This window comes from Pseudomonas luteola NBRC 103146, from assembly GCF_002091675.1.
Classification (GTDB): Bacteria; Pseudomonadota; Gammaproteobacteria; order Pseudomonadales; family Pseudomonadaceae; genus Chryseomonas; species Chryseomonas luteola.
On record NZ_BDAE01000006.1, the window covers coordinates 95,287 to 119,081 of the forward strand.

Genomic DNA, 23,795 nt, shown 5'->3' on the forward strand with positions numbered 1-23,795 from the left:
ACGCGATGAAACAAATCGGATAATGAATAGTTACTGGCCTACCCTGGCAGCCTGACCTGCACGATCCTGTCTGCACCTTGCACAGCCAACAGCTGCTTCATCACGCGGAGCGATGGCCATTCGATATCAAGCATGCGTGCGGAGCATACACCTTGACGCCAATAATCTGTAATCGTCTTTACTGTAACGGCCGTCTCGCTGAGAACCTTAACGTTAAATTGAATCCTTATTAAGAAAACACGTTAATCGATTGATTTATCATGAAAATTTACTAATCAAATCAATCAATACCGTTCATGAACTGTTACCTTCAATATCAAATCGGTAGCACTCAGAGGCCTACCAGCGGCCTGATCCGACAGAAGAATAAACACGGAAAGGTTAGTGGCCATGTGTTGCAAAGTGTGCAGCGCAGCGAGTTTCTTCTGCCTTGAGTAAACCGCTGTGCTCATGTGCCGCGACCCGATTGATGTCATTCAAGCCGCCTTGGTACAGATACCCCGTAGACCGCAGTAAACACGTCTCACCGCTTCATGAAGAGCACAGCCCGTCACCTCGATTGATTCAAGTCAATCGAGAGCGAATTAGTCCGCTGCCTAGGCAAGGGCTACCGGCATCACCTGCTAGGCTACATCGGACATACCCTTGCGAGGCTCTAGCCACTGTAGCGTCAGCTCTCATGGGCCTGGGCTAGTAGTCTGCGCCCTTCCATCTGGAGGTAACTCGGAAGCCCTGCTGCTTATCAGCCGCTTTGGCGCCTCCTTTATTAATGGATAAGACGTGTCTTTAAGCAGTAGCCATGATCTTGATTACGTTTTTCCGCCTCGCCCTATGGCATAACAGCTTTCAAAGAGCGTGGCCTCGTTATGTTTACTGAGCGCTTCATGAAATCGAATCTTTCCGCGAATGATGATCTACTCGACCACCCCACAGCGCAGCAGGTGATGCTCAAGCGGCTGGCCCGTATCGAAGGCCAGATTCGGGGCCTTCAGGCCATGATCCGACGCGGAGAGCGCTTCGAGTCGTTGGCCCAGCAGTTTTCTGCCTCACGCAGTGCGTTGGAAAAAGCGTATCGCCTGCTGCTGACAGCATTGATTGAAGAAGCCATGAGCGATCCCGATCAGGACAGTGCCGAGGCGCTGGCCAAGGTTCGCGAGGTTTTCATCCGCTACACCTGACCCCTGCGGCAAACTGCCATCCCTTGAGGGATGCTTCTACTCTGATTTCATTGCGCCAGATCAATAGATAGCACCCTGCCATCGTCTCTAATGCCGATACTCCACGGAGTATCGACTATGAACTCGCCCTTCAGCTTTCTTAAACACCGCTTGGCCAAGGAGATCGCCGTGATTCTCCTGATCAAGCTGACCCTGCTCATGGGCATCAAGGCCCTCTGGTTCGACGCGCCCACCGTTCCCAAGGACGGCACCGTGGAAATGAGCCAACGCCTTTTGGGTGCCACTCCCGCTTCGCTTAAAATTGAGGAGACACCGAGATGATCTCGGAACAAGTCGTCGACCTGTCGCGTCTGCAGTTTGCCATGACGGCGATGTATCACTTTATCTTCATTCCCCTGACGCTGGGCATGGCCTTCCTGCTGGCCATCATGGAAACGGTTTACGTCATGACCGGCCAGCAGGTCTACAAGGACATGACCAAGTTCTGGGGCAAGCTCTTCGGGATCAATTTCGCTCTGGGGGTCACTACCGGCCTGACGATGGAATTTCAGTTCGGCACCAACTGGGCGTACTACTCCCACTATGTGGGCGATATCTTCGGTGCACCGCTGGCTATCGAAGGCCTTATGGCATTCTTCCTCGAATCGACCTTTATCGGCCTGTTCTTCTTTGGTTGGGACCGGTTGTCCAGGAAACAGCACCTGGCGGTAACCTGGCTGGTAGCCCTGGGCTCCAACCTCTCGGCCTTATGGATTCTAATCGCCAACGGCTGGATGCAGAACCCGGTGGGTGCCGAGTTCAATTTCGAGACCATGCGCATGGAGCTGACCGACTTTGGCGCCCTGCTGCTGAACCCGGTCGCGCAGGTCAAGTTCGTGCATACCGTGGCGGCAGGCTATGTGACCGGCTCGGTATTCGTGCTGGCCATCTCCAGTTACTACCTGCTGAAGAAGCGTGACGTAGGCTTTGCGCGTCGCTCCTTTGCAATCGCCTCTGCCTTCGGCCTGGCCTCGGTACTGTCTGTGATCGTACTGGGTGACGAGTCCGGCTACGAAGTGGGTGACGTGCAGAAAGCCAAGCTGGCCGCCATCGAAGCCGAATGGCATACCGAAGAAGCTCCGGCCTCCTTCACCCTGTTCGGCTTCCCGAATCAGGAAACCATGCGCACCGACTATGCGGTGAAGATTCCCTATGTCATGGGCATTATTGCCACCCGCTCGCTGGACAAGCAGGTAACCGGTATTCATGAGCTGATCGACCAGCATGAAGACCGCATCCGTAACGGGATGGTGGCCTATAGTCTGCTGGAAAAACTGCGTGGCGGTGAGAAGACCCCTGAAAACATCGCTGCCTTCAACGATGTGAAAAAAGATCTGGGCTATGGCCTGCTGCTGAAGAAATACACCCCCGATGTGGTATCGGCTACCGATGCCCAGATCAAGGAAGCGGCCAAGAGCACCATCCCGCACGTATCTGGCATCTTCTGGAGCTTCCGCATCATGGTCGCCTCGGGTTTCCTGATGCTGATCCTGTTCGCCTGCGCCTTTTACGCCGTGGCACGCCGCAACGAGGCCACCAAGACCTGGCTGCTCAAGTTTGCCCTGTTCAGCCTGCCGCTGCCCTGGATTGCCGGCCAGACGGGCTGGTTTGTCGCCGAGAACGGTCGTCAGCCCTGGTCCATTGGCGAGCTGCTTCCTACTCACCTGTCAGCTTCCAGCGTCTCTACAGGTGATGTCTGGGGCTCGCTGATCGCCTTGATCGTCTTCTACAGCGGCCTGCTGGTGATCGAAATGTACCTGATGATCCGCTTCGCTCGCCTCGGTCCGTCCAGCCTGCACACCGGTCGCTACCATTTTGAGAAAGGCGCAAAGACCGAACTGCCGCAGGCGCCGGAAGCGGCTCCGACTCCAACCATCATTGCCTGAGAACACCCCTATGTTTGATTACGAGAGTCTTAAACTGATCTGGTGGGTACTGGTGGGGGTATTGCTCATTGGCTTTGCCCTGACCGATGGCTTCGACCTGGGTGCGGCGATTCTGATGCCCATCGTTGGCCGTACGGACAACGAGCGGCGCGTGGTGATCAACACCATTGCGCCCCACTGGGACGGCAACCAGGTGTGGCTGATCACAGCAGGCGGCGCGATGTTCGCCGCCTGGCCGATGGTTTATGCCGCCGCGTTTTCAGGCTTCTACTGGGCCATGCTGGTAGTGCTATTTGCACTCTTCGTACGCCCGGTGGGATTCGACTACCGCAGCAAGCTGGAAAATACCCAATGGCGTCAGGCCTGGGATTGGGGACTGTTCGCCGGTGCAGTCGTGCCCTCGGTCGTGTTTGGTGTGGCCTTTGGCAACCTTCTGCAAGGCGTACCGCTGGAACTGGACAACACGTTGCGTGCCTCTTATCACGGTAGCTTCTGGCAACTGCTGAACCCCTTCGGCCTGCTGGCCGGTATCGTCAGCTTTACCATGCTGGCCCTGCATGGTGGTACCTGGCTGATGATGCGCACCGAAGGTGCCATCAGCCAACGCGCCCGCCGCGCCTCGCAGATTCTGGCGCTTGCGTTCCTTGCTACCTTTATCGGGGCGGGTGTCTGGCTGTGGATGGGTGGTATCAACGGTTTCGCCCTGCTTTCCAGCTTTGACGCCAACGCCGCACTGAATCCGCTAGCCAAGGAAGTCGCCCAGACCAACGTCGGCTGGATGACCAATTACGCTCAATATCCAATGACCAAGCTGGCCCCGGTCATCGGTATCGTGGGTGGGCTGATGGCCCTGCTCTCCTCGACTTCCGGCCGCAGTTGGGTAGCCTTCCTCGGCTCCAGCCTGGCCATTGTGGGTACGTTGTGCACCGCAGGCTTTGCACTGTTCCCCTTCATCATGCCGTCGAGCTTTGATCCCGCGGCGAGCCTGACCATGTGGGATGCCGTCTCCAGTCACAGGACTCTGGGGATCATGCTGGTAGCAGCCTGCATCTTTGTCCCGATCATCCTGACCTATACCCTGTGGGGTTACGTGAAGATGTGGGGCAAGGTGACTACCACGCATATCAACGACAACCCCCACGGCCTTTATTGATTCATTCGTCTAGTCGTTCGGCCGACCCTGAGGAGGCTCAGAACAGTCCCAGGGATCGGCCGGACAGGCCCTAAATATCTTCAGGAGTCATCATCATGTGGTATTTCACCTGGGTTCTCGGTATCGCTCTGGCGTGCGGCTTCGGCATCATGAATGCATTGTGGCTCGAAGCAACTGAAAATCTCGACGAGGAGATCCAGCCGTGATCACCCACGCCCGCCCGGTGCTGCTGCGAGGAGGGTTCAGGATACTCTCCCTGCTCCTCGCCTCGCCGCTGTGCCTGTTGCTGCTCATCTATCCCACTGCGTTTCTGAATGCCGAAGGCCGTTACAGCCATAGCATGCTTATGCTGGTGATGTGGGGCGTGGCGGGCGGCTTTGTGCACGGCGTAGGGTTCGACCCTCGGGCGAAAGTCTGGAAGTGGGCCTTTGGCCCTTTGTTAGCCTGGACGCTGATGGCGCTGGGCTATGCTCTGCTGATACAGGCCCGAATGGGTTGACGTATGAGATGCCAGCCTGACTAAAGGCTGGCATCCTATGGTCATAAGCGAGTCGGTTGGATGCCGTGATGCAATTTTCAACCGCTCTGCTGGATACCTTACTGATTCGGTTCTTGCGCTCCAGTTGGGTATCGCATTGCTCAACCCATCCTAATTGCTCTCTCCATTACACTCCGCTCAGCAGGTTGGGTACAGCCCAGCGATACCCAACAGCTGTCCTGGACGAGTAATGCTTAATGCCTATTCAGGCAGCAGAGCGGTCGAGTTCATCTCTCAGGGTTTGCGCCAGGGTCTTCAAATCGTAGGGTTTGGAAAGGACCTTGAAGCCATAATCCTTTACCGCGTGCTCGGTATAACCGGTGGCCAATACAATCGGCAGACCTGGATCGCGCTCGCGTAGCGCCAACGCCAGTCCGACGCCGTCCAGACGGCCAGGCATAATGATGTCGGAAAAGATGATGTTGGGTCGTACGCTGGGCGAGCCGGACAGCATCGTTTCGTACCGCTGCAAGGCCTCGTCGGCATTGGCGGCTGTGGTTACCTCAAACCCCAACTCCTCCAGCATCGGTCCGACCACCTCCCTCACCTGCTCGTCATCATCCACCAGCAACACCCGGGCAGACGCAACAGGCAACACGCTGTCGGAAGCGGCCTCCTGGTGCTCGATCAATACGGCCTCCCCTAGGGGCAGCATGATTGTAAGGGTCGTGCCTACGCCTACAGCGCTTTCGATCAGCACTGTCCCCCGCGCTTGCCTGGCAAACCCATAGACCTGGGCAAGCCCAAGCCCAGTACCTTGCCCCACCTCCTTGGTCGTGAAGAACGGCTCCATGGCCCTGGCCTGCACATCTTCACTCATGCCATGGCCATTATCCTTCACGCACAACGCCACGTATTCTCCCCCTGCCAACCCCTCTACTTCACCGGTCTGGATTACCTTACGCACCAGCGAGACGGTGATTTCGCCGCCATCAGGCATGGCATCGCGGGAGTTGAATACCATGTTCAAGACGGCGAGCTCGCATTGAAGCGGATCGAGGAATACCGACCAGGACTGGTCCGGTATTTCCAGCGTGAGCCTTATACGGCTGGGCAAGGCGCCATCCAGCAGATCGCCCATACCCATCAGGACCGTACGCAGGTCCACTGTACGAGCCTCATCAACCCGGCTGCGACTGAACGCCATGAGCTGGCGAGTCAACTTGGTGCCCCGCTCGACAGACCGGCTGCAGGCTTCGATCGCTTTTTGGGCGCGGGGCGTCGTAGCTGACTTCTCAGCCAGCGCCAACCCCATGGTTAGCGTTTGCAGCAGGTTATTGAAGTCGTGAGCAATACCGCCGGTGAGGCGCCCCAGAGATTCCAGTTTCTGCCCTTGCAGCAACGCCTTCTGCGAGCGCTCGGCCTGAGCAACCGCCTCATCCACCCGCTGGTTCATCTTGGCGTTGGCGCTCTGTATTTCCTCGCTGGCCTTTGCCAGTACGCTGGCAGTGCGGTCCGTTTCAACCATGCCTGTTGCAATGGGCTTGATCGCCTCGCCCCGGCCCAGCGCCTGGGCCGTCTGATCCAGCAGGCGAAGCGGCTGCGCGATTCTGCGCCCCATCCAGAAGGCCAGAAGAATAGCGCACCCCAACAGAATCAGTGATCCTACGATGACAGCAATCGAGGCATGAATAGCCGTACGCTGAATTTCCGCGCGTGGGAGGCCAATAACCACTGACCACCCCGACAAGGGTGCCTTGCTGAAGAAAGAGCGCATGGGCATGCCTTCCAGCGAGACCGAATCGAGAAACCCTTCACTATCGACCATCAGTCGATCCATCAAGGGGCCTGAAGCCTGTCTTCCTACAAAGTCCTGCGGACGGCTACTTCTGGTTACGACTTGAGCCTTGGAATCCATGACAACGCCCAGCCAAGTCTGGGGCAGCTGCTGCTCTTTAAGCACCGTATCCATCTGCGAGGCAAACGAGCCCATTGCAATAAAGTAGGCGACCTGCCCATCACGAAAAACAGGCCGCCGGACCGCAAAGCTGTACTCTTTCCCCACAGGCGCGACATACAGTCCACTCACCAGTAACGGCTTGTTGAAGTCGGTGGCATTGATTTCAGCGTTAATGCTATGGGGAAGGTCTGCACCAAAAGGTCTACGGGTATTGATCAGCTGTTGGCCGTCCAGGTCGAACAGGATGATGGAGTTTTCCCAGGTCTGGGTAATCCGTCGCGCATGCTTGTAGAAGGCCTCAAGGTCGTTGCGCTCAAGGGAAGGCGAAATGGCCAGAGTCGAGATAATGGCATCACGCCTGAGCAGATCACGGTCAACGGCCAGCGAAAGCGCCCGGGTTGTGGCCCGCATGCTTTCTTCCACCTTGCTTCGCTGATCCTGGTAGACGTAGTAGATGGCGAATGTAGAAGCCAACAGTGTCGGAGCCAAGATGGCTATTACCAGCGTAATAAGCTTGGCGCGGATCGACATACTGCTGCGACCTTATTCAAAGGTGAATATGCTTGAAATTCTAGGCCCCTTTAGGGAGTTTGACTATTACTAGCCAAGGGCCTTCTAGCGCCTCCTGTATCAGGATGCACCGCCCGCTGCCCTGCTGCGCCTTTTCTAAAAATGAACTCTTATGCCAGGCGGTGTTGTCGACTGGACAGTACTAGCAGCCAGGCATTTCTTCATGTGTGGACGATTTGCGCAATACCGGACCGCCATAGACTATATCGAGGCGCTCAAGACATCGGTCGAATTTGCAGGCGGACTCGACCCCATGCCCATTGGCCGTTACAACGTGGCACCTGGCACCCGGGTGCAATTGCTGCATGAAGAGGCCGAAGGCATCCGCTTCGATCCAGTGCCGTGGGGATATGCACCCTTTTGGGCGCGTGATCCCGAGTCACACAAGCCAAAGCGGCCTCCTGTCATCAATGCCCGTGTAGAAACAGCGGCCACCAGTAAAATGTTTCGCAGCCTGTGGAAGCATGGAAAATCACTGGTAGCAGCTGATGGCTGGTATGAATGGAAAAAGGATGCCGATGACCCCAAGCGCAAGCAGCCTTACTTCATCAAGCTGAAGTCAGACGAGCCGATGTTCTTTGCCGCCATTGGACAGTTTCATCGGACCGACCAACACGAACATGAAGATGATGGCTTCGTCATCATCACGGCGGCTGCCGATGAAGGCATGATCGACATTCATGACCGACGGCCGCTGGTATTGACGCCTGAAGCGGCCCGGGAATGGATAGAGCCAGACCTCTCACCCGAGCGCGCCGAGGAAATCGCCCAGGACGGCGCGATTTCTGTCGATCAGTTCGAGTGGTATCCGGTGAACAAGGCTGTCGGCAGTGTTCGTAACGACAGCCCTGCCCTGCTTGAGCGAGAACCCAAACCGTTGGTGTAAGCCAATCAGAAGCCCGACAGCGCCGGGCTTTCGTATTCAGAAGATGTCGAGTGGGTAATCCGCGATCAAGCGGAACTCGTTGACCGACCCGCCCGTCGAGGCAGCGCCACGGTGCCACGCCTGACGAACGCGCAGGGATAGATCCTTTGCCGGCCCCTCCTGAACGACATACTTGGCCTCCAGGTTGGTTTCACGCTCCTTGTCATTATGATCATAGGCATAACCTGTTACCGCACCCGCCTCGTCTCGGGATACGTAGGCACCGCCAGCGTCCGCATGAGTACCGTCGATGTCATAGCCATAGATGTAGCGGGCCATGAAGCTCAGACCTGGCACGCCATAGGACGTCATGTCCAGATCGTAACGCGCCTGCCAGGACTTTTCATTCGGTGCGTTGAAGTCAGACCACTGGATCGAGTTGGCCAGGAAGATCGAATCACCGCCGCCGCCTGCGCCATTGTTACCGAAGCCTACGTAATCAAAGGGCGTATCGCCGTGAATGCGCTGGTGCGCCAGCGTAAAGGTATGCGCGCCTAGGTTATAGGCCGCTGCCAGAGACCAGGCCGTGTTACTGATGGAGCCCGCCTCGGCACGCCCTTCATCATTGGTACGGTAAATGTTGAAGTCGAAGGTTAGCGACTGATCATCCTGCAAGGGCAGCGCATAGTTAACGTTACCGTAGTATTGACGCCAGAGGTCCTGGAATTCCGAGCCATACAGCGAGACACTGAGGTTGTCATTAACCTGATAGGCGCCACCCAGGTAGTCGACCTTGCGGGTCTCGACGCCAGCATAGGTCGCCCACAATCCGCCATCAGTGCTGGTAGAGGTTGGTTCGGTACCCGCCGTGAAATGCCCCAGGTCCAGAGTCAGACCATCGATTTCCTTGCTAATGATGTTCAGACCACGTGCAGTCTGCGGCAACAGCCGACTACCACCTGCCGCGAAGACCGGGGCCGTCGGCTGCATTTCGCCATACTTCAGAATAGTGTTGGAGATTCGTAGCTTTACCGCGCCGCCAGCCTTTGAATATTCATCCTGCGTTTCGCCGCTCGAGTTGACCTGGACATTGCCGCTGCCAGCATGGCCATTACCGCCGTCGAGTTTAAGCGCAAGATACCCGAAGGCATCTACCCCGAAACCTACCGTTCCTTGGGTGAACCCCGATTCATAATTGGCGAGAAGACCATAGGACCAATCGCGAGGATCACGCTGGTTATGCGCGTTTTCGTGGTGGCCATCGCCTTTGACCTGGCGATTGAAGTACATGCTGCGATTCAGGAGCTGAAGATGGCTGTCTTTGATAAATCCATTGGAATCCGCTTGACCGGCGAAGGCCATTGTACTGCTGCAAGCCATTAACGAGAGGGTTAGCGTGCTCAGTCTGAAGGTCTTCATCAGGGGTGGCTCTCCTTAAAAATGGTGCACCGTAAAAATCGAGAGGTGCAAGATCTCATTGGCAGTCGAGACTCAATTCATTTGTCGTTTGTCTTTATGGTACGCATCGCTTTCCACGGCTCGGCAATTCAGCCAAAAGCCCGGTGCAGACGACGCGCTGCCCGCTCAGTGTGCCATTAAATTGCTTAGCAAACTAACCTTATAGGCACACCGGTGCCGGCCGAGATGTGCTGTCTTAGCAGAGCTAAACGGGACAGTTAAAGCCGAACCCGCTGAATGAACGGGTTGAATCCTCCTCACTACGCCCAAACGGTCACATTTTGCAAAAGCGAAACTGATGGGGCACAAACCCGCTGTCGGCCAAGCGATTTTGTAAGCGCCAAGGCTTGCCGAAAGGCGGACCCACGTCCGTCTGGCGTCTCAAGCCAGAGCCTGCCCCTCTTGCTTTTCCAAAATAGTGATGCCAGACACCCATAACTGGAAATGCGCATGCTGACAAGCCTTGCCGTAAGGTAGCAATTACACATATGGTTACAAGTGTGTGACTCAAAAGAGCCTGATATTTGTAACCAGATACGTCAGGGCCGATTATTCCAACATCGAGTGTGTACCCATGGCGAACAACTCCAAAGGCAAAGCCATCTTCCGGGTTGTCAGCGGCAACTTCCTGGAAATGTACGATTTCATGGTGTATGGCTTCTATGCCACCGCCATTGCCAAAACCTTCTTCCCCGGCGACAACCCCCTCGCCTCGCTCATGCTGTCCCTGGCAACCTTCGGAGCGGGCTTTCTGATGCGTCCTCTAGGCGCCATCTTTCTAGGGGCATATATCGACCGTCATGGCCGTCGCAAGGGATTGGTCATCACATTGGCCCTGATGGCCACCGGAACCTTGCTGATTGGACTGGTGCCCGGCTATGCCACGCTGGGCGTGCTTGCGCCCATCCTGGTATTGCTGGGTCGTCTTTTGCAGGGTTTCTCGGCGGGTGTCGAACTGGGTGGTGTATCCGTTTATCTAGCCGAGATCGCAACGCCCGGCCGCCGCGGCTTCTTTGTCAGCTGGCAGTCAGCCAGCCAGCAGGTAGCGGTGGTCTTTGCCGGCCTGCTGGGCGTCATGCTCAATCGTCTCCTGTCTCCAGAAGACATGGGTGACTGGGGCTGGCGTATTCCCTTCCTGATTGGCTGCCTGATCGTACCCGTGCTGTTCATCATTCGCCGTTCGCTGGAGGAGTCGCCCGAGTTCCAGGCGCGTCACCACCGTCCTACTCTGGGCGAGGTAATCCGCTCCATTGGCAGCAACTTCGGTCTGATCATCGCCGGGATGGCCATGGTCTCGATGACCACAGCATCCTTCTACCTGATCACCGCCTATACCCCGACCTTTGGCAAGACCGAACTGCACCTGAGCGACATTGACAGTTTGTTGGTCACCATGTGCGTAGGAGTTTCGAACTTCATCTGGTTGCCTGTGATGGGTTCGCTATCGGACCGGATCGGGCGTCGCCCCTTGCTGATCGTAGCAACGGTTCTGGCTATCTTTACCGCCTACCCTGCGCTGATCTGGTTAACGAACGAACCCTCGTTCACCCGTCTGCTGCTAGTCGAACTGTGGCTGTCCTTCCTGTATGGCAGCTATAACGGCGCGATGGTCGTGGCCCTGGCTGAGGTCATGCCGGCTGACGTACGGACTACAGGCTTTTCGTTGGCCTACAGTCTGGCCACGGCGACCTTTGGCGGCTTCACCCCGGTCATCTGTACCTGGCTGATCCATACCCTGGATAACCGTGCCGCACCGGGCATCTGGCTGACGTTGGCGGCCGTACTTGGCCTGACGGCTACGCTGGTTCTGTTCCGCCGCAAGGATCTGCAGGGCGCGGGTCAGCAGGCACTGAGCTCGCAGTAACTCTCCCTGGCAGGGCATGAAACGCTATACCGCTTCATGCCCTGCACGCGCTACCCTCCGCTTGTCTGCCGCTGAAATTCTTTGATTCAGTGTGTGCACCATCCCTTGAATCGCGGGTCGAAGGCCACATTAAAAGGCTGATTATTCAGCATCAATGACCCGACGCCACGATTCCATCATGCCAGCCCGCAAAATACTGCATGATGGACACTCAGGTTGAATCTGATGTCCATGAGGTACGCGTCTGGCGACCTCGCTCTTCTTACGAGGATAAGCAATGCCTGCATCTGTTATTGCCGAGCTTTTACAACAGCATGAACGCGAGTTGTTAGAGGAATGGATCACTGCGCAACGCTCAGCAGGTATTCGTACCGATCTGATTGATGAAGAAACGGTCAAGAGCAACTCCAGAGAAATGCTCAAGCTATTGACCGTTGCGGCTGCCGAAGGCCTGGATGATCTTCATCATGACCAATGGACCCCGGTCAAAGCCATGCTGGATCGTCTGTCTCGCAGCCAGAGCCGGCAGGGATTCTCACCGTCTGAAACGGCAACTTTTGTCTTCTCGCTGAAAGAGCCTCTTTTTGCACGGATTCAAGCGCAGTGCGCCAATCCCGTAGAAGTGGTATGGATTGCCAGCAAATTACTGGACAAGCTCGGCCTGTACTGTGTTGAAAGCCACATGGAAAGCCGGGAGGCGATTATTCGCGAGCAGCAGGAAAGCATGCTGGAGCTGTCGACCCCTGTCGTTGAACTCTGGAAAGGCATCCTGGCCATCCCCCTGATCGGCTCGCTCGACAGCAACCGTACCCAGATCGTGATGGAGGCCCTGCTGGAAAAGATCGTCCAGACCGAGTCCGACCTTGCCATTATCGATATTACCGGCGTGCCTACTGTGGACACCATGGTCGCCCAGCATCTGCTCAAGACAGTGACTGCCGCCAAGCTGATGGGCGCCAAGTGCATCATCAGCGGTATTCGTCCGCAAATCGCCGCCACCATCGTCCATCTGGGCGTAGAGCTCGGTGACGTCGTGACCAAAGCCTCGCTGGCCGATGCATTCCAGATGGCTCTGAAAGAGCTCAACGTTCGTCTCGTTTCTGCTACGGCACGCTAAGGAGCCGCCATGGTAGACAAGATCCCTATTCTCAAAATGGGCAAATACCTGCTCTTGTCCATCCAGGTCGACATGCACGACCAACTGGCCCTGGACCTGCAGGAGGATTTGACCAATCAAATCGTCAAGCACCGAGCCAAGGGCGTGCTGATCGATATCTCTTCCCTGGAGATCGTCGATTCGTTCATTGGCCGCATGCTGTCCCACATTGCCAATGTCTCTCGCATCCTTGACGCCAAGGTCATCGTCGTGGGCATGCAACCTGCCGTCGCAATCACGCTCGTCGAATTAGGCCTATCACTCGACGGCATTGCCACGGCACTGAATGTAGAAAAAGGGATGGCCCGTCTGGAACAGATGGTCGCGGATGATGAACTCCTGGAGCTAGAGCGTGGCGAAGAAAGACATACTTCCGCTGAAGCAGGAGACTGATATCGTCCTCATCCGGCAGCGTGTACGCCAATCTGCCGAGACAGCCAAGCTGGGGCTTGTCTCACAGACCAAGATCGTTACGGCCGCAAGCGAGATTGCCCGTAATGCTCTGATTTACGGCGGCGGTGGCGAATGCGTGATCGAGGATACGATGCGTAACGGCCGCAGTGCCGTTCATCTGGTCATCACCGACCAGGGTAAGGGAATCGATGACATCAGCAAAGCCATGGTGGACGGCTATACCTCAGGCAATGGTCTGGGCCTGGGCCTGAGTGGAGCCAAGCGGCTGGTGGATGAATTCGCAATCGAAAGTGCACCCGGCCAGGGTACACGTGTGGAGTTGTGGAAGTGGCGTTGACCCCATTGTATTGCAGCCAGACATTCTCGGTTTCCGATGTCGCCCACGTGGATGCTGCGCGCCGGGCAGTCATCCGCCATGCCCGCGAACTGACCGATGACGAAGAAGTGCTGGGCAAGCTGACCCTTGTTGTCCAGGAGCTGGCACGCAATCTGGTCAACCATGCCGGCGAAGGCGAGTTGTACCTGAGCCATAATAACCATGAGCTGGACCTGATCGCGGTCGATAGCGGTCCAGGCATGGTCAACGTGGCGCAGTGCCTGAGCGACAACTATTCCACCAAGGGTACGATGGGGGCCGGACTGGGGGCGATCCGGCGTATGTCTGATCGCTTCGATATCTACTCGCAGCCGGGCAAGGGCACTATTGTGTTTTCCCGAACGCAACTGGTGCCCTCGCCCCCAGGCAAGCGGTTTGAAGACGGTGTGTTGTGCACCCCGCATCCGCGGGAGGAAGTTTGTGGCGACAGCTGGGCTGTGCTGAACAACCGGATTATGGTGTGTGACGGGCTTGGGCATGGCACACAGGCTAGAGAAGCCAGTGCTAAGGCTCGGGATATATTTCTCAACCACCCCACCGGCCTTCCCCTGACCGAGCTGATGGAGCGCATGCACCGTGCCCTGACAAGTACACGTGGTGCAGCCCTGGCCTTTGCTGAAATTCTACCGGAACAAGGCACTGTCAATTTCTGTGGTGTTGGCAACATTGCCGGCACCCTGATGGCAGATCGGCCGCGAAGCATGGTCTCGGCCAACGGTACTGTTGGCTACAAGATAGGCCGCGTACAATCCTTTTCCTATCCCTGGGATGAATCTACCGTGCTGGTCATGAATTCGGATGGTATCAATTCCCGGGTCAACCTTGCAGGGTATACCGGCCTGCTAGGCAAGCATCCCGCCATCATCGCCGCCCTGATTCATCGTGATTTCAAGCGTTCAACGGATGACGCCACGGCGCTGGTAGTACGTCATGCCTAATGACCGCCTGATTTCTAGCCTGCGCATCGAAAGCGAACAGGACATCGTCTGGTGTCGCCAACGTGCCAAGCAGCTTGCCGATTGGATTGGGCTACCCAGGCTCGACCAGATTCGCGTTGCCACCACGGTTTCTGAGTTGGCACGCAATATCTACCAGTACGCCAAACAGGGTCGATTCAGCTTTTACATGATGACCACTGCCGAAGGGCGCCTGAACGGCCTGCGATTTGAAGCGCAGGACAACGGTGCAGGCATCCAGAATCTGGACGATATCCTTAATGGCAGCTACGTCTCTCAGACCGGTATGGGTGTAGGTCTGCGGGGCGCCCAGCGCCTGATGGATGATTTCCAGATTGACACCTCTTCGAGCGGTACCCGCATCCGCGCCGCCAAATACCTGTCCGTACCTAAGCCCTTTCCCAGCGAGGCGGAGCTGAGCCGGTTGCTGCATCAGCTCACCGACAAGAGTGCGCTGGACCCTTACAAGGAAATGCAGCTCCAGAGCGAAGACCTGCTGGTGACCACCTCGGAACTGCGCGCCAAGCAGCAGGAACTGGAGGACACCAACAAGGAGCTGGAGGAAACCAACAAGGGGGTTGTGGCCCTGTACTCCGAGCTGGAAAAGACCGCTCAGGAGCTGCAGGATGCCAGCGAAGCCAAGAGTCGCTTCTTCTCCAACATGACCCATGAGTTCCGGACGCCGATCAACATTATCGAGAACATCTCGAAGCTCCTGATCTCCGGTCAGGACGGACCACTGAATGGAGAACAGTACCGTCAGGTCAAATTCATCAGTGATGCTGCTGCCGAACTCTCAACCTTGGTCAATGAGCTACTGGATCTGGCTGAAGTGCAGTCCGGTCGAATGAAAGTCATGGCTGAACCGTTCAGCCTGAATGAACTTCTGGAGCGAATCGAAGCCTTTGCCGCCGCGCTTTCGTTCCGCTACGAGAATATCAGCTACCGGCTCGACCGCCTGCCGGAAGACGTCATTCTGAATACGGACCGGGAGCGTCTGTTCCAGATCCTGCGCAACCTGATTTCCAATGCTTTCAAGTACACGCCCAAGGGTAGCGTGACGATTCGCTGTTTTCGCCCGGACGACCAGCAGATCGAATTCATGGTGGCCGACACCGGAATCGGCATTTCCGAAGAAAACCAGAAAAAGGTATTCGACGAGTTCTACCGCATCAAATCACCGGGCAGGAAGAACATTGAAGGGACGGGGCTGGGCTTGTCCCTGGCGCAGAAGGTGGCCACCCTGCTCAAAGGCGAAATTGATCTGACCAGCCAGGAAGGCGTGGGCAGCAAGTTTTACCTGCGCATCCCGATAGCGCTGGAGGAAAACGCCTCCACGCTCGAGCAGAACGCCCTCGCCGGCATGACGATTCTGCTGATTGACGACAGCGAAGCCGATCGCTATATCGTTACCCGCGCCCTGGAAAGCTACGCCCCGATCATGATCGAGGCTGATAGCGCCAAGGCCAGCATGGACAAGCTCAATGCCGTGCGACCAGATATCATCTTCCGTGACCTCGATCTGCCGGATATCAGCGGTGAAGAGCTGCTGGAGAGCATGGACTGGTCCATGCACCGTCGCGTCTTGGTCAACACGGCCAAGGCTCTTAATGATGAAGAGCTGGCCCGTCTCAGACCCTATTGCCATGCCATTCTGCAAAAATCCCAACCTGGGTATCTTGAGCAGTTGCTCTGTCAGGTACAGAGTTTGTCCAGGAGCTTGAGAAATGAGTGACCGTAAGCGCATCGTCATCATTGATGATACGGATGCGAACCGTTATGTGCTGCGGAAGATTCTGCTGTCCCAGCCTGACTTCGATATTCTCGAGGCCGGAAGCGGCAGTGCTGGCCTCGAGCTGATCAACGATCAGACCAGCCTGGTGATCATTGATATCAACCTGCCGGACATGAGCGGCTTCGAACTGATTCAGGCCATTGAAAAGAAGCTGGATCAGAACAAGATGCCGGCCATTATCAATATTTCGGCCACGTTCGTCAGCGGCAAGGACAAGGCTATGGGGCTCAACCAGGGCGCCCAAGCCTATCTGACCCACCCGATCAACCGGGACGAAGTCCTGGCTACCATTTCGTCCCTGCTCAAATCGAGCACTCGTCTGGCGAGCATCGAAAACCAGCGCAACGTCGCCATTGCCCGCAGTGAAAACCTGGAGGCCGAAAAGATCATGCTGGAGCGCTTCATGCGTTCGCTGAACCATGACCTTCGCTCCCCGCTGACTGCCGCGACCATGGTAGCCAGCCTCATGCGTCGCACGCCTGCCCGACGCACCGATGACATGCTGAAGCTGCTCGAGGAAAACCTGCAGCGCATGAATCAGATGATCACGAACGTACTGGATATTTCCCATACCAGTCTGGGTGGCGGCGTTAAGCTACACGGCGAGAGGCTAAATCTGGGTACATTGCTTGGCGAGGCAGTCAGCAACCTGCGTATTCAGATAACGAACGAAATTACGCTAACCCTCAATTCGCCCGAACAAATCGTCTATTGGGACAAACACGCCTTCCTGCGAATCATCGATAATCTAGTCATCAATGCTTCCAAGCATGGCGCTCCAGACACTCGAATTGAAGTCAGTCAGAAAATGTCTGCCGAACGCATTGTCCTATGCGTTCGCAACCAGGGCCGGATGCCTGACGAGGTATTGGTCAACCTGGCAACGCCTTATTTCATTTCCACCCGCAGCGATGATCGCGGCTGGGGACTGGGCCTTCCCATCGTCAAGGCGTTATGTGAAAGCTTTGGCGGCCATGCTGAATTCAAGAATATTGACGACCACGTCGTGGTGGAAGTCCACCTGCCCTCTACGGTGCCATCCACCTGATTGCTGCCCTGCCCACTCAAGGAGCCCCACCGGAGGGCTCCGCAGCATCAGGCGATCACGTCCAAAGCTCGCTCAAGATGCTCATGCAGATAGGGACTGTGCTCAATGCATTTGTCGATAAGAAACTCCGAGCACAGGTCCTGTAGCGACTGCTTGGATGCTGCATATTCTTCCAGTGCCCGCGCGGTACTCCAGTCCTGACCGGCATAGACCAGCGCCAGCAGTTCAACCAGTTGTTCGTGGGTCAGACCGGATATCGCCTCCCGCAAGCGCTGTTCGGCCAGTGTTTCACCGATCAGTGAGCCTGTGGCGGATTCGCCTCCCAATCCCAAGCCTCCTCCCAGCCCGGTACCAAACCCGTCATGGGTAAGTTGGGTACAGGTTGCCAATGCCGCGATAGCTTTTATCTGCTCGCGGCTGAGATATTCGAGTCGCTGCGTCATATCCTTTCTCCTGCTCGATGCACTATTGGACCGCTCCGGATACCCATGGTGCAGCGGCGCTTGAACCCAAAACCTGATCTGGATCAGGTTAGCTACATCACTTGATCCCCAATCGCTTGGCCAGGCGGCTCAGGTTGGCACGGTCAACGGCCAGTTCACGGGCTACATCCGCCCACCGATGGTGATGCCGCTCGAGCGATGCTTCAATCAATTGCTTCTGATAGGTATCTACCGCTTCGCGCAAGGGAAGACTAACAGGCAGGTCGGGCCTTTCAACAGCAGGCGTTATGTCTGCAATGGGTGTTGCAGTGGGCAGATCCAGCGAGCGGCTGTCGATACTCAGGATACGGGGCCGCTCGCCGTGGCTCGACAGCGCCTTGAGTGCGGCGCGACTGATCAGGTGCTCCAGCTCGCGCACATTCCCAGGCCAGTCATAGGTCAATAATGACTTCTGAGCCTCAGGACTCAGGCGCAGGCTACGCAATCCTAATCGCGCCCTGTTCTCCTCAAGAAAGTAGCCGGCCAGCAGCAGTACATCACGTCCACGCTCGCGCAAGGCGGGCACCTTCAGTGGGTACACACTCAAACGATGGTAGAGATCTGCCCTGAAGCGGCCGGCTTTTACCTCTTCAGCCAGATCGCGGTTGGTGGCAGTGATGATCCGAACATCAACATGATGCTCACGATCCGAGCCTACCCGCTGTAGCTGACCACTCTGTAGAACCCGGAGCAATTTGGCTTGAGCCGCCAAAGGCATTTCACCCACCTCATCCAGAAACAGCGTCCCGCCATTGGCCAGATCGAACTTGCCGCTGCGCTCGCTGATCGCTCCGGAAAAGGCGCCACGCACATGCCCGAACAACTCGCTTTCGACCAGGGTTTCCGGCAGCGCCGCACAATTGATGCTGATCAAGGGCCGGCGTGCACGGGCAGACTGCGCGTGAATGGCTTCGGCCACCAGCTCCTTGCCAACACCGGTCTCTCCCGTCACCAATACGGTCAGGTCGCTATCCCCTACAAGAGCGATCTGCTGCAGGAGCTGCTTGTGTGCAGCACTCTGCCCGATCAGCTCACGGGTTCGCACCTGACCTGCTGCCTGCTTGTAGAGTTCGGCCAACTGGCTTTCATCGGCCACGCGTCGCGTCAAAGCATTGATCCGCTCGGCTGCTGTTACGGTGGCCGAAGCCAGACTGGCAAAGGCTTGCAGCATGTCCAGATCCACAGTGCCGAAACGCGCTTCGTCCAGGGCATCGAGTGTCAGCAAGCCCCAGACCTGATCCTGCACATACAGCGGGCAGCCCAGGCAGTCATGGACCTCAAGAGCTTCATGGCCCTCAACCAGACCGTCATAGGGATCGGGCAAGTCGCAGTCTGCTGCAAAGCGGGTCGGCCCTCGATGTTCGATCAGCGCCTTGAGCCGCGGGTGCTCACTGATGCGAAAGCGCCGCCCTAACGTATCAGGGCTGAGCCCCTGTACGGCTAGTGGTATCAGTTGATCGCCATCCAGCCTGAGCAAGGCAACGGCATCGCAGGGCAGCAACTCCCGAAGTGCCAGCAATAATTTGCGATAGCGCTCTTGCTCCGGCAGCTCTCGGGACAGGTCGGCGACCAGGGGAATCAGTGCAGACAACAACGGAGCCGTGGTCATTATGACCTCTCATGGAGTCATTTTGACAAAAACATTAAGCAGTCAAAATGACTCGAATCTATATAACCTATTGATTTTAAAAGCCCTCGCTATTGGCATGCCTCGTGTATTACTTAGGTAAAGCCAACGCAGGAGCTGAACCATGTTAACCGCTCAACAACGCACAATCATCAAGTCCACCGTTCCGCTGCTGGAAACCGGAGGTGAGGTGTTGACGACTCACTTCTACAAGATGATGCTCAACGAGTACCCGCAGGTCCGCCCCTTGTTCAACCAGGCGCATCAGGCCAGTGGCGCCCAGCCTCGTGCCCTGGCCAATGGCGTACTCATGTATGCCCGTCATATCGACCAGCTGGAGGCACTCGGCCCGCTGGTGGCTCAGATCGTCAACAAGCATGTCGCCTTGCAGATTCTGCCGGAACATTATCCCATCGTAGGGACCTGCCTGCTGCGGGCTATTCGCGAGGTATTGGGCCAGGAAATCGCTACCGACGAAGTGATCGATGCCTGGGCCGCAGCCTACGGTCAGCTGGCCGATATCCTGATCAGCGCAGAGGAAGATCTGTACGCCACTCATGAGGCAGCCCCCGGCGGCTGGCGTGGCGGTCGCTGGTTCCGCGTTGCCCGCAAGGTGGTAGAGAGTGACGAGATCACGTCCTTTTACCTGGTACCCGAGGACGGCGGAGCCCTGCTGGACTTTCAACCGGGCCAATACATTGGCATGCGCCTGAATCTGGAGGGTGAAGAGGTACGCCGTAATTACTCGTTATCGGCACGCGCCAACGGTCGCGAATACCGCATCAGCGTTAAGCGCGAGGCCGATGGCCGTGTTTCCAATTACCTGCACGATCAGGTAAACGAAGGGGATCGTCTTGAGCTTTTCCCACCGGCAGGCGAGTTCACGCTCAGGCCATCTGACAAGCCTCTGGTCTTCATTACCGCTGGTGTCGGCATCACTCCGGCACTCACCATGTTGGAAGCGGCACTCGAAACCCGTCGTCCCATTACCTTTATCCACTGCGCCCGCGACGCAGGCGTCCAAGCCTTCCGCCCGTGGCTCGAAGCGCAGAAGGCAAAGCATCCTCAGCTACGCTGCTACTTCTGCTACAGCCATCCGCGTCCCGAGGATCGGGGCGATGCAAACGGACTTTTAACACATGCACTACTGGAGCAGTGGCTACCCGAGAACCGCGACCTGGATGCCTACTTCCTGGGTCCAAAGCCCTTCATGGCCCTGATCAAGCGTGAGCTGAAAGCGCTGGGTGTACCTGAAGCGCAAAGTCATTATGAATTCTTTGGGCCAGCAGCATCGTTGGAAGCCTGAGTAAAGAGGCGGGTCTCAACGGCCCGCCTTTTAATTCACTTTTATTGAGCAAAAGGCTCATTATTATTTATTAGATCGATCCCAACAGGCTCGCTAGGATAAAGAGGCTATTACCTGCGTGCCTATAAAAGCCTCTAATAATCGTGAAAAAAAGACTGCGTTCCTTGCTGCCCTGGTTCAAGCGTTTTAAACCCGTTGCCGTCAAAGCCCCGCCCCGTGAACTGGTCCGTGCCACGCTTGGCGCCTGCCTGGGCATGGTAGCCAGCGTTCTGGCGTGTACTCACTTCTACGGACTCGAGATTGCTCTGCGAATTGCAGCCCCTATCGGTGCATCAGCCCTGCTGCTGTTTGCTGTCTCGTCCAGTCCTCTGGCGCAACCCTGGTCGATTATCGGCGGCAACGTAGTGGCTGCTGGAATTGGTGCACTGGTTGGCCAGTGGATCGACCATACCCTGCTGGCCGCCGCGGTGGCAATGGCGCTGACCATCGTGACCATGTTCAGCCTGCGTTGCCTCCATCCACCGGGCATCGCAGTTGTCGTGGCAGTCAGCTTGGGCGGGCCGGCCTTTCAACAACTCGGTCTGTACATCATGCTGCCGGTGGCGCTCTGTTCGCTAATCGTTCTGGCAGGCGCCCTGATCTACAACAACCTGACTCGCCTGCCTTACCCAAAGGCTCCGGCGCCCGCTGTCAATCCGCATAACACACGAGACCCGCTTCCGTCGCAGCGTGCGGGCTTTACGACGGCAGATCTTGAGCTTGCCATGAAGGAGTTTGGTGGCTTTGTCGACATCACTCGAGACGACCTTGAGTCCCTGGTCCGTCAGACCGAGCGCCACGCCTTGAGTCGTAGCATGGGCGCCATCACCGCCGCTCAGATCATGTCGCGGGACCTACAGATCGCCCATCCTGACACGCGGCTACAGGATGCCTGGAATCTGCTGGAATCTCATCACTTGAAAGCGCTGCCGATTCTTGATGAGGCAAAGCATCTGGTGGGCATCGTGACCCTAGCCGACCTGTTCAAGGCCATCGAGCCGGGCTCGCCGAACGCGCAGGGTAATCCAGGCGATATCCCGCTTGAGCGCTTTATGACACGCCATGTGCAATGTGTGCGGGATACCACCCATATCGTGGAGCTGGTGTCACTGCTTTCAGACAAGGGCCTGCATTACCTGCCTGTCCTGGATGAGCCGGGCAACCTGGTCGGCATCATCAGCCAGACCGACCTGATCGCTGCGCTCTACCAACGCTGGTTGAAGAACGTACTGACGCACCGTGAGGCGGCCAATCAGCGCACCTCCGAGGAAAGCGCCGCCTGATTCAGAGGGCGCATGGCCTTAACCATGCGCCCTCCTGGGATCATCCCTCCCAACGCTGGGACCAGTCTGCGTCCTCACCGATCACGTCTCGCAGCAACTGGATCGCATCCTGAAGCACGGGCGTTTCCTTGTCCCGTGAGTACACCAGATACGTGGGATAGGTGAATTCCGGCGCTCGCTCCACCCGTTGTAAAATGCCGTTATCCAGATAACTCTGAACAACGCGCGTCCTGAAATATCCTGCACCTCCATTCTGTACAAGGTACTGCAAGGCCAGAGGCCCCAGACTGAAAGAAAGCGCCGCTTTCGCCTTTTCGGGCATGGCTGCGTCGTGCTGCTTGCGAAAGGCCTCGCCCCAATCAATGTAGATGTAGGGCTCAGGTTGAGCTACCGAGCAGACCTGAATCAACTTTTCCTCCAGCACCTGCTCGACCTGCATTCCTGGCCAGTATTCCGGCTGATAGACCAGTGCCGCATCCAACACGCCTTGCTCTACCTGCTGTTGCAGGCGACTGCTGTCGGCAATCTCAGCCCGTACCGCGTAGCCGGGCAATGCCTCCCGCAAACGCTTTACCCAATTGAGGATCAATGGATTGCTCAGGCTGACCTCCCCGCCTACCGTGAGCAGATTGCGAAACCCCTCCGGCAGCGGCAGGTCACGCCGCGCAGCGTCCCACGTCTGTACCAGCTGACTGGCATATCCGGCAAACACCTGACCATCTGCCGTCAGCCTGGCACCCGCCCGGTTACGCACGAACAGCCGGCACTGAAGCTGCGCTTCCAGATTCTGTACCCGCGCCGTGACCGCGGTTTGCGTCACATGCAGCCGTTCCGCCGCAGCCAGAAAGCTTCCAGTCCGGGCAATTTCAAGAAAGGTACGGGCCAGTTCAAGATCCATGGGTATCCGATTATCGATAAGCGAGCCGTCAGTGTAGCCATGAACTCAGGCTGTATGCAGTTCTGCTTCGCGCGAGGAGGACTCCTGGCGGAACACCGAAGGCGACACTCCGGCCAGCCGCTTGAAGAACCGAGTGAAATACGCCGGTTCGGAAAAGCCCAGCAGATCCGCAATCTGGTTAACCGTAAGGCCCGTGTAGATCAGGTTTCGCTTGGCCTCAAGCAACAGCCGTTGATGGATGACGCCCAGTGAGGTCTGTCCGCGCAGCCGCCTGCAAAGCCCATTGAGATAGGCCGGTGTGATACCCAAAGCCTTGGCATACGCCTCGATAGGCCAGTGATTGCTGTAATTCGCCTCTACCAGTTGGGAAAACGCAGTCAGGTAGGACTGACCCCGCTCGGGCCGCTCCTGGGCGTCGCGCACCATCACCTGCCGCCCCAACCATACCGCCAACACCCCAACCAGCGATTGCAAGAGCAGGTCCCGCGCCGGTGCCGAGGAGCTGTACTCATTATTGATCGCGGCAAACAGCGTGTGGATGTAACGCCGCTCTCGTCCGACCTGATAAAGCGCAGGCTGGCTGAAGGTCTGGGTCTGCCCGCCCAGATGTTCCTGCAGCCGGGAAACCAAGGGCATTGCCAGGGTGAGAATAAAACCGTCGATGTCCTCCGAGAACCGAAATCCGTGAATGCAAAAGGCTGGCACCACCTGGATGGTGGCATCATTAATGCGGGTCAGCTGCCCATCCACATTAAGCTCGGCCCATCCCTTTCGCACATAGAGCAGTTGCACCAGATCGGCATGCCGGTGCAACTGAATCTCCCAATCGTGCAGGCTGCTGCGCTTGGGAATGGACTCGCAGTGCAGCAGGTCCGGTGTAGGCCATTCCAATGGGTCGCCATAGAGCATGAACACCGGAATATTCGGCACGGGCGGTTTCATGGTGGACCTCATTCTTATGCAA

Annotated in this window: 22 protein-coding genes; 16 read left to right on the forward strand and 6 right to left on the reverse strand. The window is 56.9% G+C overall.

Translation table 11 applies throughout. The features are described from left to right. Nucleotides 1-884: 884 nt before the first annotated feature. From PLU01S_RS09585 to PLU01S_RS09610, 6 genes are all read left to right on the forward strand, one after another. Nucleotides 885-1,178 (forward strand): metal-sensing transcriptional repressor, encoded by a 294-nt coding sequence (locus PLU01S_RS09585; protein ID WP_074827828.1) that lies wholly within the window; start codon nucleotides 885-887, stop codon nucleotides 1,176-1,178. 117 nt (nucleotides 1,179-1,295) lie between these two features. After that, nucleotides 1,296-1,499: a cytochrome oxidase putative small subunit CydP gene (gene cydP, locus PLU01S_RS09590; protein WP_010797548.1), complete on the forward strand. Its 204-nt coding sequence runs from the start codon at nucleotides 1,296-1,298 to the stop codon at nucleotides 1,497-1,499. Next, a complete protein-coding gene (locus PLU01S_RS09595; protein ID WP_074827680.1) occupies nucleotides 1,496-3,103 on the forward strand; it encodes a cytochrome ubiquinol oxidase subunit I in 1,608 nt (535 codons plus the stop codon). The genes cydP and PLU01S_RS09595 overlap by 4 nt, the downstream gene beginning before the upstream one ends. Before the next feature lie 10 nt (nucleotides 3,104-3,113). Continuing rightward, complete coding sequence (cydB, locus tag PLU01S_RS09600) at nucleotides 3,114-4,256, forward strand: cytochrome d ubiquinol oxidase subunit II (protein WP_074827681.1); 1,143 nt, start codon at nucleotides 3,114-3,116, stop codon at nucleotides 4,254-4,256. Between the two features lie 95 nt (nucleotides 4,257-4,351). Beyond that, nucleotides 4,352-4,462, forward strand: coding sequence for a cytochrome bd-I oxidase subunit CydX (gene cydX / locus PLU01S_RS09605; RefSeq protein ID WP_010797545.1), 111 nt, complete (start codon nucleotides 4,352-4,354; stop codon nucleotides 4,460-4,462). After that, complete coding sequence (locus PLU01S_RS09610; RefSeq protein WP_074827682.1) at nucleotides 4,459-4,755, forward strand: cyd operon YbgE family protein; 297 nt, start codon at nucleotides 4,459-4,461, stop codon at nucleotides 4,753-4,755. The genes cydX and PLU01S_RS09610 overlap by 4 nt, the downstream gene beginning before the upstream one ends. Nucleotides 4,756-4,999: 244 nt before the next feature. Here PLU01S_RS09610 and PLU01S_RS09615 read toward each other — a convergent pair whose 3' ends face one another. Next, nucleotides 5,000-7,225: a hybrid sensor histidine kinase/response regulator gene (locus tag PLU01S_RS09615; protein WP_074827684.1), complete on the reverse strand. Its 2,226-nt coding sequence runs from the start codon at nucleotides 7,223-7,225 to the stop codon at nucleotides 5,000-5,002. A gap of 202 nt (nucleotides 7,226-7,427) precedes the next feature. Here PLU01S_RS09615 and PLU01S_RS09620 point away from each other — a divergent pair, with 202 nt between their 5' ends. After that, nucleotides 7,428-8,150 carry an SOS response-associated peptidase family protein gene (locus tag PLU01S_RS09620; protein ID WP_074827832.1) on the forward strand — a complete coding sequence of 241 codons (723 nt, stop codon included), beginning with the start codon at nucleotides 7,428-7,430 and terminating at the stop codon, nucleotides 8,148-8,150. A gap of 36 nt (nucleotides 8,151-8,186) precedes the next feature. Here PLU01S_RS09620 and PLU01S_RS09625 read toward each other — a convergent pair whose 3' ends face one another. Beyond that, nucleotides 8,187-9,548, reverse strand: a complete 1,362-nt coding sequence (locus PLU01S_RS09625) for an OprD family porin (protein WP_074827685.1) — start codon at nucleotides 9,546-9,548, stop codon at nucleotides 8,187-8,189. 613 nt (nucleotides 9,549-10,161) lie between these two features. Here PLU01S_RS09625 and tcuC point away from each other — a divergent pair. From tcuC to PLU01S_RS09660, 7 genes are all read left to right on the forward strand, one after another. Next, complete coding sequence (gene tcuC, locus PLU01S_RS09630) at nucleotides 10,162-11,451, forward strand: MFS transporter (protein WP_074827687.1); 1,290 nt, start codon at nucleotides 10,162-10,164, stop codon at nucleotides 11,449-11,451. A gap of 277 nt (nucleotides 11,452-11,728) precedes the next feature. Continuing rightward, on the forward strand, nucleotides 11,729-12,568 hold the full coding sequence (locus PLU01S_RS09635; protein ID WP_010797539.1) for an STAS domain-containing protein: 840 nt from the start codon (nucleotides 11,729-11,731) through the stop codon (nucleotides 12,566-12,568). 9 nt (nucleotides 12,569-12,577) lie between these two features. Beyond that, nucleotides 12,578-13,000 carry an STAS domain-containing protein gene (locus tag PLU01S_RS09640; protein ID WP_010797538.1) on the forward strand — a complete coding sequence of 141 codons (423 nt, stop codon included), beginning with the start codon at nucleotides 12,578-12,580 and terminating at the stop codon, nucleotides 12,998-13,000. Then, on the forward strand, nucleotides 12,960-13,358 hold the full coding sequence (locus PLU01S_RS09645; protein WP_010797537.1) for an anti-sigma regulatory factor: 399 nt from the start codon (nucleotides 12,960-12,962) through the stop codon (nucleotides 13,356-13,358). The genes PLU01S_RS09640 and PLU01S_RS09645 overlap by 41 nt, the downstream gene beginning before the upstream one ends. Continuing rightward, entirely contained in the window at nucleotides 13,349-14,335 is a 987-nt protein-coding gene (locus PLU01S_RS09650) for an ATP-binding protein (protein ID WP_083397946.1), read from the forward strand. The genes PLU01S_RS09645 and PLU01S_RS09650 overlap by 10 nt, the downstream gene beginning before the upstream one ends. Beyond that, nucleotides 14,328-16,088 carry an ATP-binding response regulator gene (locus PLU01S_RS09655; protein WP_074827689.1) on the forward strand — a complete coding sequence of 587 codons (1,761 nt, stop codon included), beginning with the start codon at nucleotides 14,328-14,330 and terminating at the stop codon, nucleotides 16,086-16,088. The genes PLU01S_RS09650 and PLU01S_RS09655 overlap by 8 nt, the downstream gene beginning before the upstream one ends. Then, nucleotides 16,081-17,196 carry a hybrid sensor histidine kinase/response regulator gene (locus PLU01S_RS09660; RefSeq protein WP_074827691.1) on the forward strand — a complete coding sequence of 372 codons (1,116 nt, stop codon included), beginning with the start codon at nucleotides 16,081-16,083 and terminating at the stop codon, nucleotides 17,194-17,196. The genes PLU01S_RS09655 and PLU01S_RS09660 overlap by 8 nt, the downstream gene beginning before the upstream one ends. Before the next feature lie 47 nt (nucleotides 17,197-17,243). On the opposite strand, the gene PLU01S_RS09665 is transcribed toward PLU01S_RS09660, so the two are convergent. Both PLU01S_RS09665 and norR read right to left on the reverse strand, forming a co-directional pair. Continuing rightward, the gene (locus PLU01S_RS09665; protein ID WP_074827693.1) at nucleotides 17,244-17,639 is read right to left on the reverse strand and encodes a hypothetical protein; all 396 of its coding nucleotides are present in this window, start codon (nucleotides 17,637-17,639) and stop codon (nucleotides 17,244-17,246) included. A 97-nt stretch (nucleotides 17,640-17,736) separates the two neighbouring features. Then, nucleotides 17,737-19,287: a nitric oxide reductase transcriptional regulator NorR gene (norR, locus tag PLU01S_RS09670; RefSeq protein WP_074827695.1), complete on the reverse strand. Its 1,551-nt coding sequence runs from the start codon at nucleotides 19,285-19,287 to the stop codon at nucleotides 17,737-17,739. A gap of 142 nt (nucleotides 19,288-19,429) precedes the next feature. Here norR and hmpA point away from each other — a divergent pair, with 142 nt between their 5' ends. Both hmpA and PLU01S_RS09680 read left to right on the forward strand, forming a co-directional pair. Further along, the gene (hmpA, locus tag PLU01S_RS09675) at nucleotides 19,430-20,611 is read left to right on the forward strand and encodes an NO-inducible flavohemoprotein (RefSeq protein ID WP_074827699.1); all 1,182 of its coding nucleotides are present in this window, start codon (nucleotides 19,430-19,432) and stop codon (nucleotides 20,609-20,611) included. A 143-nt stretch (nucleotides 20,612-20,754) separates the two neighbouring features. Continuing rightward, nucleotides 20,755-21,933, forward strand: a complete 1,179-nt coding sequence (locus tag PLU01S_RS09680) for an HPP family protein (protein WP_083397947.1) — start codon at nucleotides 20,755-20,757, stop codon at nucleotides 21,931-21,933. A gap of 40 nt (nucleotides 21,934-21,973) precedes the next feature. Here the strand turns inward: PLU01S_RS09680 and PLU01S_RS09685 are convergent, their stop codons facing one another. Together PLU01S_RS09685 and PLU01S_RS09690 are read right to left on the reverse strand one after the other, a co-directional pair. Further along, nucleotides 21,974-22,831 (reverse strand): LysR family transcriptional regulator, encoded by an 858-nt coding sequence (locus PLU01S_RS09685; protein WP_010797529.1) that lies wholly within the window; start codon nucleotides 22,829-22,831, stop codon nucleotides 21,974-21,976. Between the two features lie 45 nt (nucleotides 22,832-22,876). Next, nucleotides 22,877-23,773, reverse strand: coding sequence for a helix-turn-helix domain-containing protein (locus PLU01S_RS09690; RefSeq protein ID WP_074827700.1), 897 nt, complete (start codon nucleotides 23,771-23,773; stop codon nucleotides 22,877-22,879). Nucleotides 23,774-23,795: the final 22 nt, after the last annotated feature.

Bases quoted from the DNA above. Each gene is read 5' to 3' on its own strand.
- PLU01S_RS09585 (WP_074827828.1), top strand. From the start codon at position 885: ATGAAATCGAATCTTTCCGCGAATGATGATCTACTCGACCACCCCACA.
- cydP (WP_010797548.1), top strand. From the start codon at position 1,296: ATGAACTCGCCCTTCAGCTTTCTTAAACACCGCTTGGCCAAGGAGATC.
- PLU01S_RS09595 (WP_074827680.1), top strand. From the start codon at position 1,496: ATGATCTCGGAACAAGTCGTCGACCTGTCGCGTCTGCAGTTTGCCATG.
- cydB (WP_074827681.1), top strand. From the start codon at position 3,114: ATGTTTGATTACGAGAGTCTTAAACTGATCTGGTGGGTACTGGTGGGG.
- cydX (WP_010797545.1), top strand. From the start codon at position 4,352: ATGTGGTATTTCACCTGGGTTCTCGGTATCGCTCTGGCGTGCGGCTTC.
- PLU01S_RS09615 (WP_074827684.1), bottom strand. From the start codon at position 7,225: ATGTCGATCCGCGCCAAGCTTATTACGCTGGTAATAGCCATCTTGGCT.
- PLU01S_RS09620 (WP_074827832.1), top strand. From the start codon at position 7,428: ATGTGTGGACGATTTGCGCAATACCGGACCGCCATAGACTATATCGAG.
- PLU01S_RS09625 (WP_074827685.1), bottom strand. From the start codon at position 9,548: ATGAAGACCTTCAGACTGAGCACGCTAACCCTCTCGTTAATGGCTTGC.
- tcuC (WP_074827687.1), top strand. From the start codon at position 10,162: ATGGCGAACAACTCCAAAGGCAAAGCCATCTTCCGGGTTGTCAGCGGC.
- PLU01S_RS09635 (WP_010797539.1), top strand. From the start codon at position 11,729: ATGCCTGCATCTGTTATTGCCGAGCTTTTACAACAGCATGAACGCGAG.
- PLU01S_RS09640 (WP_010797538.1), top strand. From the start codon at position 12,578: ATGGTAGACAAGATCCCTATTCTCAAAATGGGCAAATACCTGCTCTTG.
- PLU01S_RS09655 (WP_074827689.1), top strand. From the start codon at position 14,328: ATGCCTAATGACCGCCTGATTTCTAGCCTGCGCATCGAAAGCGAACAG.
- PLU01S_RS09660 (WP_074827691.1), top strand. From the start codon at position 16,081: ATGAGTGACCGTAAGCGCATCGTCATCATTGATGATACGGATGCGAAC.
- PLU01S_RS09665 (WP_074827693.1), bottom strand. From the start codon at position 17,639: ATGACGCAGCGACTCGAATATCTCAGCCGCGAGCAGATAAAAGCTATC.
- norR (WP_074827695.1), bottom strand. From the start codon at position 19,287: ATGACCACGGCTCCGTTGTTGTCTGCACTGATTCCCCTGGTCGCCGAC.
- hmpA (WP_074827699.1), top strand. From the start codon at position 19,430: ATGTTAACCGCTCAACAACGCACAATCATCAAGTCCACCGTTCCGCTG.
- PLU01S_RS09685 (WP_010797529.1), bottom strand. From the start codon at position 22,831: ATGGATCTTGAACTGGCCCGTACCTTTCTTGAAATTGCCCGGACTGGA.
- PLU01S_RS09690 (WP_074827700.1), bottom strand. From the start codon at position 23,773: ATGAAACCGCCCGTGCCGAATATTCCGGTGTTCATGCTCTATGGCGAC.